The 10344-nt window shown below is 55.1% G+C and carries 8 protein-coding genes; 1 reads left to right on the top strand and 7 read right to left on the bottom strand.

The window, feature by feature from the left end; translation table 11 throughout:
- Nucleotides 1-16: 16 nt before the first annotated feature.
- Nucleotides 17-208: a hypothetical protein gene (locus GOB81_RS15435; RefSeq protein ID WP_173571202.1), complete on the bottom strand. Its 192-nt coding sequence runs from the start codon at nt 206-208 to the stop codon at nt 17-19.
- A gap of 830 nt (nt 209-1038) precedes the next feature.
- On the opposite strand from GOB81_RS15435, the gene GOB81_RS15440 reads away from it, so the two are divergent.
- The gene (locus GOB81_RS15440; RefSeq protein WP_173571221.1) at nt 1039-1725 is read left to right on the top strand and encodes a hypothetical protein; all 687 of its coding nucleotides are present in this window, start codon (nt 1039-1041) and stop codon (nt 1723-1725) included.
- Between the two features lie 265 nt (nt 1726-1990).
- Here the strand turns inward: GOB81_RS15440 and GOB81_RS15445 are convergent, their stop codons facing one another.
- The 6 genes from GOB81_RS15445 to GOB81_RS17800 all read right to left on the bottom strand — a co-directional run.
- Entirely contained in the window at nt 1991-2833 is an 843-nt protein-coding gene (locus GOB81_RS15445) for a hypothetical protein (protein WP_173571222.1), read from the bottom strand.
- A complete protein-coding gene (locus GOB81_RS15450; RefSeq protein ID WP_173571223.1) occupies nt 2827-4575 on the bottom strand; it encodes an AAA family ATPase in 1749 nt (582 codons plus the stop codon). The genes GOB81_RS15445 and GOB81_RS15450 overlap by 7 nt, the downstream gene beginning before the upstream one ends.
- Nucleotides 4576-4971: 396 nt before the next feature.
- A complete protein-coding gene (locus GOB81_RS15455; protein ID WP_173571224.1) occupies nt 4972-5937 on the bottom strand; it encodes a GlxA family transcriptional regulator in 966 nt (321 codons plus the stop codon).
- Between the two features lie 18 nt (nt 5938-5955).
- The gene (locus GOB81_RS15460; RefSeq protein WP_173571225.1) at nt 5956-7467 is read right to left on the bottom strand and encodes an acetyl-CoA hydrolase/transferase family protein; all 1512 of its coding nucleotides are present in this window, start codon (nt 7465-7467) and stop codon (nt 5956-5958) included.
- A 935-nt stretch (nt 7468-8402) separates the two neighbouring features.
- The gene (locus GOB81_RS15465; protein WP_173571226.1) at nt 8403-8849 is read right to left on the bottom strand and encodes a hypothetical protein; all 447 of its coding nucleotides are present in this window, start codon (nt 8847-8849) and stop codon (nt 8403-8405) included.
- Nucleotides 8850-8975: 126 nt separating this feature from the next.
- The coding region (locus GOB81_RS17800; RefSeq protein ID WP_173571227.1) for a hypothetical protein at nt 8976-10344 on the bottom strand (1369 nt) is incomplete at its 5' end.

Below are 10344 nucleotides of genomic sequence, written 5' to 3' on the forward strand. Positions count from 1 at the left end.
CGCTCGGGCCCTCCGCTCATACAATCCCGACCGTTGACGGACACCCATCCTCTGCGCACGGCATTGCCGCGCCGACAGACACCTCAGCAGCAACAGCCACCTTGGCGAGGTCTCCCTGGCGCACGATCCGCATGGACAGGTCCAGCTTCACGTCATACGTCATGGCAACCATGGACGCTGCGGCGAGCGCGAGCAGAATTCCGCGCACACCGGTAGACCAGCTCAGGCGAGCCGGTTTTTCGGGGCAAGTTCACACATTTCTTCGCCTTCCACCTTAGCAGGTTTTTAGCAATGTCAAGCGCATTACGCCCCGGCCACGCCCGCCGCTTTGAATGCTTATCTGCTGCTTGGAGGCCGTCAGTAGACGGAGTATTCACAGCTTCAAAACCAACGGTCAGGCTTAGCCCATCCTCTGCGCACGGCATTGCCGCGCCGACAGACACCTCAGCAGCAACAGCCACCTTGGCGAGGTCTCCCTGGCGCACGATCCGCATGGACAGGTCCAGCTTCACGTCATACGTCATGGCAACCATGGACATGGTTAATTTAATGGTGAGTCGATCTTGCTATTTCAAGGGAAGCTAAAAAAATAGTTCGGGGAGGTCAAAATGGCTGACTGAAGATTTTTGTCTTTGTTATGATTACGTGAATGCATCGGGTTGCGACCGGATCCTCGGTAAGGGGCTTTCCAAAGGTCGTTCTCTGCGAAATGAGACTAATCCTGACTGTCTGTACGAGCATCCACTTCCGGTTGATAGGCTGTGAATCAGTCGTGTCTGCTATCGGAATGCAGGCTGGCGGTGAGAAGTGACAGAAAGCGGTCGTTCATTCCCGAATTACATGAAGATTGATTAAGCTCTTTGCGGCGGTTCCGGCCTGCACGCTCGGAAAGGCCATTGGCTGCTCAATCGCACTTAGATGCACAAGCTTTGAAAAGGAGGGAGGTCCAAAAGCCTCGCCGCTCCCATTTTAGTGAAGAGGCGACCTCCATCCAGTGGTACTATCCCCATTCTTCAGACAACACCCAAAAGGAACAAAATGGACATCAATGCCCTTCCCCCTGAAATTGCCGCTATTGGCCGAACTAGCATCAATGAATGGACTGTGGTCTGGTCCAAGGTCAGTGCTAATCCTTGCTCAACGCGCAGAACGGAAATCGAGCGCGAGCTTCGGGCAATGCTTTGCGCGCACCAAGCGGGTGCACAGTTCGTATTCCGTGCCCCCGCGGGACATGAAAGTGCCTCCGCTCCGCTGATCATTGACGAGGATTACTCGGTCGTTGAGAAATATGGTGCTGATCCTCAAGCGACTGAGAACGAGGTGAAAATCTGGGCGCATGGACAATGCGCGTTGCTTGCCGCACGCATGCACGAGTTGTCTGGCTGGCCTATCTTGCAATTAGGGATCGACCATTTCCTGATCCAACGTCCTGATGGAGCGTTAGTGGATGCCTACGGCGTGCACGTTCCAGAGCACGAAAAAGACTGCTCCCATCTTGACGAAATTGTCGATCGCTACGAAGCGTATGACGCTAAATGGAAGAAGGGAGATTGCGACTCCCTTTGCTCGATGACTCCGGACGAAGATCGCGCCGAGGCCGATGAGTTCCTCAAGACACCTTGGATGCTCGCAGTCTTCCCCAAGCATCATCGCCTTGGCGTTCCGCTGAGCTATATGGCTATCGACGACCGGCCCGATGATCCATGTGACGAGATGGAGGATTGATATAGGCTAGGCTAAGCTTACAGCCGATCAAGTCTTGCGCCCGCCTGATACGCAAACGACGGCTTCGTTCCCGAGACGACCTTGCTGGTCACATGACAATGTCCGCTTACGGGATGACCGCATTCACGCAAACAGTTCTGCAATGAGGCGTATCCCGCCTGTCGGCTTCATATTCCTTGAGCGGACAGGCAGTTTAGGGGGGAGAGCGGAAGGTCCGGTTTCGGTCCCAAAACCAGATAGCGGACATCTCCTCTAACACTATATCTCAAAGCATAGCTGGCAAATCGCCATTCGCGAGATAATCCAGCAACTCTTGATTTTTAACAACAGCAGCATAGAAAATGTGCGGCCACAAGTTCACGGCGCGCATTTCGTGCATGCGTTTGAACTTCTGAATGTCTTTACGAACGTCATCTCCGGCATCGCGCGCTTCTTGAGATAGGCGAAGCAGACGGATGTATTCGTCGCGAAAAAATTTGCCGTAACGACATTCCATTTCAAGCCCCTTAATATGACGATCAACCAATTCAAAGAGTTCGTTTGGTAAGTCAGGGCTAGGCTTTAGGAAGAATTCCTTAGGCGCGCTGAATGGATGACCAATGGTAAGATGGACGACCTGCGAGGCAAGGAAATCATCGTAATAGGGATGCAAAAACATCCTGCGACCGCTCTCGTCGGTAGTCTTGGTCCCTTTTGCACCCTGACAAATATCACACATTGGTGTGAGGTTGAGAGGAGTGATCGCAAAGTGCGGAAACTGTTCTTTTGGTAGGTAATGATCTAACGTATTGGGCGTTCCCTCCTCTCCGCACGACGGGCAGAACCGGAGCGTTCGATCGCGCAGCTGGGTAAGCATGGAGAGTTGCGAGGAGTTTTCGCGTGGCGTGTTGTAGAGCGTCAGAAAGGGCGTTCTACGATCGGTTGCTTTTGACCATGTGGGGACAGTTTCGGGATTGCCATGCTCAGCGATGTAATACTCGATACGTTGCCGCCACTCTGCGGCAAGCCCATTAAAAAACGTGGCGTTTCGCCCGCTCGCACGTTCAGCGACGATCGCATCGATAAGAGCGATGCTACATGCTTCAGGTTGCCGAAGGTGAGTCACCATTTTCCATTTTCCATTGCATGCAACTGAATGATCATCTCTTCGTTGAGCTCTGTTCCAAGCGCCTCAATGACCTCATCGGCTGTGTCATGCTTGTCGAGCAACTCCCGCAGCCAGGCCTCGTGTGGCTTGGAAACCGAGCGGTCGCCAAAAACATAACTAGTGATACGCTGGACATCGCCGCCGAACGTTTCGAAGGGCGGTGATTTGATCGCAAGTCCTTTTTCGGTCGCCTCTAGCACATGGACACAACTACTCGGCACTTCGCGCACCGTCACGACCGAATGCGTGGCGAGTAATGCCTTAGAGCCATATGTCCGCAGGATCTGCTTGAGCATGGAGACGAACTGTAGCTCCAGCGTAGGATGGAGGAATAACTCCGGCTCATCGACTATCACCAGGCTGTTGCGACGGATCACGCCAAGAATGTTGACGACGATGTAGAAAAACAGGCGTTGCCCAGAACTCAGCTGCAACAGCACATCGTCCTTGAAAAAACTGACACCATCTTCGAGATCGGCGTAGCGAAGCAAGCCAGACACGTTGATTCCACTCGATTCAGGAGCGATCGGGACATAGCACGCCGTAGTCTTCTTGCCCTCGCTATCCGTATCCTCGATTTTGATCAGATCAATCGCATCTAAGGTGTCGTCTGCGACAAGTTCTTCGGACGGCGTATCGGGCAGAAGTCGAACGGCTGCCACGTCAAAGTCGATTCCGCTACCAAGCACCTCCTGTAAGGTCCGCAGTTTATTCGCCCACGCCTTTAGGTTGCTGTATCGTAGATCATCTGTCAGGCACTGGATAAGTGACCGAGCCGCATTGACCTTCGGCACAGCAAGGCTATTTCTGATACGCGTCGGCCGTCCGGTCTTCTGCGATGGCAGTCGTCCGCGGAAGCCGAAGAAGCGATAGATATCCTTGTCCTTGAGAGGGCTATCGAGGCTTTCCTCGTCATCGGTATCGACCGGCAAGCGCTCGAACGGACTGTAGGCGATGGCGACCAACTGGCTGAGATTTGGTCTAGGTTCGAAGGATGCTCCCTTCAAGGCCGCGTGACCGGAGCCCGGCTGTATCCACGCCGTAACCATCTGACGTAGCAAAGAAGACTTTCCCACACCGTTCGGCCCAATGATCACATTCACATCGTGCGGAAGCAGCGATTTGCTCGCGAAGTTCATACGCAATGTGGAAAGGTCGCCTGTAGGATTGCGAAAGGTGAAGCTGAGATCAGTAACGTCCAAAGCCTGGCCATCTAGAACCCGCCACCCTTCTGCAAAGCTGTTCTGCAACGAACGTTCCCGTTGCAATGAGCATCGAAAACCTTCCGTATCGATTAGCGCCAGTGCCTTGTCGTCCTGCGCCATATGAGCGAGATAGCTGGCGTCGCGCAGTTTCTTAGCGACTTTCAACGCCCCCTCCTTGGGTAGAAGTTCCAACAACTGCTCGTAAAATGTCGTCGTTTCGGTCACCGAGATATAGTCGGCATCCTCAAGCGGAAATTCGCCGTTCCAGCCATTTTCACGTTTCTCGATGAGGAACGAATGCGAGGACATCTGTCCTGCGAACAGGATTTTTACCGCACCCAGCTCGACTATCTCGCCGCTGATCCTGCAGAGCGTCGGGAAGAGAGTCTTGTAACTATAGTCGTCCCAGCGGTCGTGAAGCAGGAGCAGGAAATCATCTTTCGAAGCTAAATATTTTTTGCGAATATCTTGTTGGGCGCCTGCATATACGATTTTCATTATGCTCATCTCATAATTCTGGAATTTTAACTGGCAGGGTGTTTATCAAAAATGTGCGGTCATTGTTGAATGACCTACTTAGCCGAAAAAAGCTCGAATGAGTAATTCTGTAAAGAGCTTATCCCCTGAGGTTCGCCTCTGAGCAGTAAGGCTGGTTCTCGATCGTACAAATAAGAATCTGTCTCGCCGGATTACGATGGCGTGAATCGCTGAAAAGATCGGTTGTGCTCACGTCTGCTTCTCGCGCCCACAAATCTAGGAACCTACGTCAGCTATGTAGGCGAAGGCGGAATTTCGACTTCCCTGTCTTCGCCCCCCTTCTGAGAAGCTATGCCGCCAGCCGCGATCATAGATCGCAGGCCCGGCTTGTGCCGTCGCCCTGTCTCCCACGAACAGTCATATCTGCCGACCGAACCGTTTCCTGTATTCGGCGGGCGTCACACCCAGATGCCGCTGAAACACGCGCCGCAAAGCTCGGGCTGACCCGAAGCCGCATTCCGCCGCGACAACCTTGGGCGGCTTCATGCCCTCCTCCAGCAGGCTACGCGCCAGAGCCAGTCGCGTCTGCTCCACCCACTGAGCCGGCGACAGGCCCGTTTCCTGGGCGAAGAGCCGTGTCACCTGGCGACGCTCCAGCCGCATCAGTCGCGCCAGGACGTCGACAGCATAATTCGCGTCAGGACGCTGCATGATCTGTCGCTGAAGATGCTGCAGGGCGGATCGGCCCGCAGGTGAAAGCAGTCTCTGACGGCTATATTGCAACTGGCCGCCCGGCCGCTTGTAGAAGAGGACAAGCTGGCGCGCCACGTCGCGGGCGATCTGCTCTCCAAGATCTTCCCTGACCAGGGAAAGTGCGAGATCCAGCCCGGAGGATACACCGGCTGCGGTCCGAAGCGCGCCATCCTGCACAATGATGGCGTCCGGCTCCACGGCGACGGCGGGAAAGCGTTGCCGCACGGTGTCCACGTCTGCCCAATGAGCCGCGACGACATGCCCGTCCAGCAATCCGCTTTCGGCCAGCGGGAACACGCCGCCACAGATCGAACCGTAACGCCGCGCGCGTGGAGCCTGTCGACGCAGCCAGCCGGTGAAAAGCGGATCGGACGGGCGTGCTGCTGCGTCCGGTGCCCCGGCGATCAGGAGGGTGTCGACCGCCTGACTGGAGATCTCTTCCAGAAGGACGTCAGCTTTCAGACTGAAACCGCAGGAGCTTCTGATATCCGTCCGGGCTGCCGCAAGGACGGACCGGTAGAGCGGTCGGCCATGCAGGGTGTTTGCCTCCGCGAAAACATCGGCCGGACCGGCGATGTCCATCAGTTGTACCCCGTCACTGACGGCGAAGACGATCAGAAGTTCTGTCATTCCGCTCCCGGCCCTGTTTCAGCTCTTCATGCTTCCGGTCTCCATATAGCGCTGATGCCAGGCCAGGGCTGCCGGAAGATGATGAGGGATGTGCTGACCGAAGGCATGAGCGCGGGCCTGTTCGAAATAGTCCTGCAGCATCGGGCGATAGTCGGGATGAGCGCATCGGCTGATCACCTGACGGGCGCGTTCCGTCGGTGCCAGTCCTCGCAAATCCGCGACACCCTGTTCGGAGATGATGACCTGCACGTCCTGCAGAATGTGATCCGTATGCGGCACCATGGGCACAAACGCGGAAATCTTCCCGCCTTTCGCCGTCGACGGCGAGACGAAAATCGAAAGGAAGGCATTGCGGGCAAAATCACCGGAGCCGCCGATGCCGTTCTGGATGCGTGAGCCCATGACACAGGTCGAATTGACGTTTCCATAGATGTCGGCTTCGATCATGCCGTTCATGGCGATAATTCCAAGACGTCGGATCAGTTCCGGGCTGTTGCTGACTTCCTGTTGTCGCAGCACGATCTTCTTCCGGAAGAAGGCGGCATTATCGTTGATCCGTTCTGCGGCTAGCGGACTCAGGGAAAACGATGAGGCCGATGCGACGGTCATGCGGCCACTCTCCAGCATCGACAGCATGCCATCCTGGATCACCTCGCTAAATCCCGTGAGATTTTCAAAACGGCTTGTGTTCAATCCCTCCAGAACGGCATTGGCAATGTTTCCCACACCACTCTGGAGCGGCAGAAGCGAGTGCGGAAGCCGCCCCTGGCTGACCTCATGGTCGAGGAACTCCAGAACATGCCCTGCAATCTGACGCGCCGTCTCATCGGGCTCGGCAAAAGGGGCATTACGGTCTGGTTCGTCCGTCACCACCACAGCGGCAAGGCGGTCTGTGTCGATCGGAAGCGTGCCGGAGCCGATCCGGTCGCCCGGATGGAGCAGGGGGATGGGCTGTCCACCGGGCGGCAGACAGCCGCCCTGCCAGATATCATGGATACCGCCGAGTTCCGGATTCTGCCATGTGTTGACCTCGATGATGATCCTGCGCGCGAGCTGAACCCACGTCGGACTGTTGCCGACTGAGGAACTCAGTACGAGCTGTCCGTCCGGGGTTACACCCACGGCTTCGATAATGGCCACGTCAGGGCGCCCGAACTGTCCCTGCTGCGCCTTCTGCGCCACCTGGCCGAGATGCATGTCCAGGTAGAGCGTCCTGCCTTCGTTGATGCGCGTGCGCATGGTGGGATCGCCGTTGTAAGGACAGCGGAAGGCCACGCCGTCCGCCCTTGCGAGAGCACCGTCAAGCTGGGGGCCGGTTGACGCGCCCGTAAGAAGGCGAACCGTGAAGGGATGGCCTTCTGCATGGGCCGCCTCGATGCGACGCGCCAGAGCCTGGGGCACAGCCTTGGGGTATCCCGCGCCCGTGAATCCGCTCGTGGCGATAATGTCGCCATCCCCGATCAGTCCGGCGGCATCGTCCGCCGTCATAACCCGATCAAGGAAAACCTCATTCCGTATCCGATCCCGCATGTCCCGCCATCCTCATAGTATTTTTCGCCCGGACATGATGAGAAACATCCAGGGAAATCAGCAACATGAATGAGGGACCGCAAGTGATGTATCTCCGACCATATTGGGACATTTCATCGCGCATATCCGTGAGCGGGCGGCCGAGCGGCGGAATGGATGATCACACTTCTCCAAAGCGCTGCATGAGCCCCGCACCTGATTGGTGACGGCTATACGGGGGGGGGAGAGCAGAATGTCTGCTTCCGCGTTATATGTGACTTGATCAACAACCTTTACTACAGGTGACCACTTCATTTGGGATAACACCCCGCAATAAACAAGCAGCCACCAGTTGAGCTAACGCAAGATGAAAACTCAGCTTATCAGATTAAACGTTTGGTCCCGGCCCCAATTGTATATCTCCCGATGGCAATCTTTCCAAAAGACCCATATTTATCAATTCGTCCTCACGCCCTCTGCAGCGTTTCTCCCATTCTTTTTTTGTTTGTTTAAAAGATGAGTAAAGGTGGATTTTAATAGGCATCTTTAGACTAGAGCATTTCCATCGAAAACCGGTTCGGTGAAGATGCTCTAATTTATTGTTTTTACGAGCATCTTCACCTGTCTGAATGCACGCATTCAGACAGGATCTGCTCTAGGCGCTATTTCTTTACTGAGACCTTGCATATCGATGTGCCATTGGCGAGCTGGCTCATTCATTGCAAAACCCTCTACGAGACGCTCTCCATAGAGGATTTGGAGTTCCTTCACTGTATTTGAAGCAGTCATCCTCTTAATTATGCTGTAAGGCCAGATTGGATGAAGATTTATATGCTCTCGCCAAAAAAACGAAATGATGCCGTTCGTTATACTGACGACCCGTACAACGGGAGGTGGATAACGGTCATCAACACGATACACGTAATCGACCAAGAGGCCTGCGGCTTGGCCCATAGCTACGATTGACGGTAAAAATTTATCGTATGGAAAAAAGATAAAAATATAGACCTAAGGTTTGGGCCATAGGTGATGAGGCACATCATTATTTTAGCACCATAAAAATCTGCCCACATTTCTAACGACCGATATACAAACAATTCCTGATAAGCCCCCCTGTTATGCATAAGAACGGCATGAGAAATCTCGTGACCAATTATAAAAAGATGAAAGAAAAATATCGTAGGTGAGTTGATGATCTCATTGGCCATATCTCTTGAAATAAAAATTCGGGCTTCATTTCCTGAGCCCTTTGTAACGGCATAGTCAACATCACCTATTTCGAGTGAAATTTTGATTGCAAATTTTGGTTCAAAGAAGCTTTCGAAGTCATCTATCACGTCGCGAGCAAGATCTTCGCCCGTGATAACCGGCTGAATCCACGGAGCCCTAATAGATGTTCTCATGATTAAAAATATTCCTTTGAGTGCACTTAAATGGAGTTGGTTATCCCTTGGACGTGCATATTGTAACTTATATTTAAGAAAAATTATCAGCGCGCTGATAATGTCCGGAATGAAGGCGAAAGCTGACTATTTCCTCAGATCGGCGATACCAAGCTCCTGCCAGATCCACCCGAAGTCGTACGCAGCCATTGCGCCCTGACCACCGCCCGCGCGGGCAGTGGTATTTTCGATCCCCTTGATCCAGGCGGCGACCTTTTTCCGCCCTGCAGCGGTCTGGGCAGCCTGACGGGGCGTCACATTCCCCAGGGCCGGCACCGGTTCGTCCAGCGTCTGACGATAGTGGCGCTCCAGCATCTGCCCGATGATCCGCGCTTCTTCCTCGGGCGGGATCTGAAGCGCTGCCGCCGGATCTTGTCCGCCGCTCCCGCTCTCCTCCATCGCCTGTTCCGCCGTCATGATCTGCGTCAGCGGTGTTCCCACGAGATCATCCAGAGCAGCGCGTAGCAGCGCCTTCCCACGCTCGGCCCGCTCCTTTGAATTAACTTGCAGCCGGAGCTGTCGTCCCTTCGCTTCCAGCGTCCCGAGCACAATGGAGCCGTCCTCCATCTCGCTGGTCAGGAAACGACCGTCCCCATCTTTCTCAGCCGGACGGGAGGGCTTTACCGCCGCACTCCTCTCCTTCAGCCAGTTCCAGAACGACCGGCTTTCGGGGCGCAGTTCCGCAATACCGTCGAGTGCATCCGCCACTTTCTTCTGCGTCACACCCTTTGCTAGCGGGAAACAGACCTCATGGAAGACCAGATCCTCCCCATCGCCATTGAACAGCACCGGAGCTTCCACCTGCCGCGCCATGTTCTCCATGGTGCGGAACAACCAGGTCAGCGTGAACATCGGCGCCAGTTCACGCAGGGTCCCGGTGTCCAGCCTAGGAAATTCCGCTTTCCCCCGCTTTTTACGCAGCACCTTGTAAAGGTTCGCGGCCAGATCCTCACAGGCCTCCCGCGAATAGGCCAGCAGGCCACCGGCCAGAATCATTCTTCCATCCGACGGTACGAGCCGGGCGGCGATCCGGTCCCATTGCCGCAGCGTCCGTGTCGCCGTGCTCTCGTGCACGAGAGTCAGTTCACCACCCCGCAGCAGGTCCCGCGCCATCAGGCTTTGGCCGGGCACGATGTCCGAAACTTCATACAGACTCACGACTGAGGCCTTGAGAGCGCGCATATAGGCGCTGTTACGCGGCCCTTCCTTCCAACCTCTGCGCTTCAGATAGACGTCCACGAAGTTCCGGCCGTCATCCCACTCCTGCCCGAGAAAATCCTCGAAGGCGCATCCCCACAGTGTCATGGCGACGTCAGGGCCGATCATCTCCGCCAGATCGTCGAAAGTGATGTCTCCGGCATCCAGCGCCGGACCAATGTGCTCGCCGAGCACTTCCGCGAAACAGGCCTGCCAGTCGTCCTGACCGAGATACCGGATCAGTCCCGTGAGTTCGTCT

It is taken from the genome of Acetobacter conturbans (genome assembly GCF_011516755.1).
Classification (GTDB): domain Bacteria; phylum Pseudomonadota; class Alphaproteobacteria; order Acetobacterales; family Acetobacteraceae; genus Acetobacter; species Acetobacter conturbans.

What these genes read in the sequence shown, in the direction of transcription:
- GOB81_RS15440 (WP_173571221.1), top strand. Translation starts at nt 1,039, where the DNA reads ATGGACATCAATGCCCTTCCCCCTGAAATTGCCGCTATTGGCCGAACT.
- GOB81_RS15445 (WP_173571222.1), bottom strand. Translation starts at nt 2,833, where the DNA reads ATGGTGACTCACCTTCGGCAACCTGAAGCATGTAGCATCGCTCTTATC.
- GOB81_RS15450 (WP_173571223.1), bottom strand. Translation starts at nt 4,575, where the DNA reads ATGAAAATCGTATATGCAGGCGCCCAACAAGATATTCGCAAAAAATAT.
- GOB81_RS15455 (WP_173571224.1), bottom strand. Translation starts at nt 5,937, where the DNA reads ATGACAGAACTTCTGATCGTCTTCGCCGTCAGTGACGGGGTACAACTG.
- GOB81_RS15460 (WP_173571225.1), bottom strand. Translation starts at nt 7,467, where the DNA reads ATGCGGGATCGGATACGGAATGAGGTTTTCCTTGATCGGGTTATGACG.
- GOB81_RS15465 (WP_173571226.1), bottom strand. Translation starts at nt 8,849, where the DNA reads ATGAGAACATCTATTAGGGCTCCGTGGATTCAGCCGGTTATCACGGGC.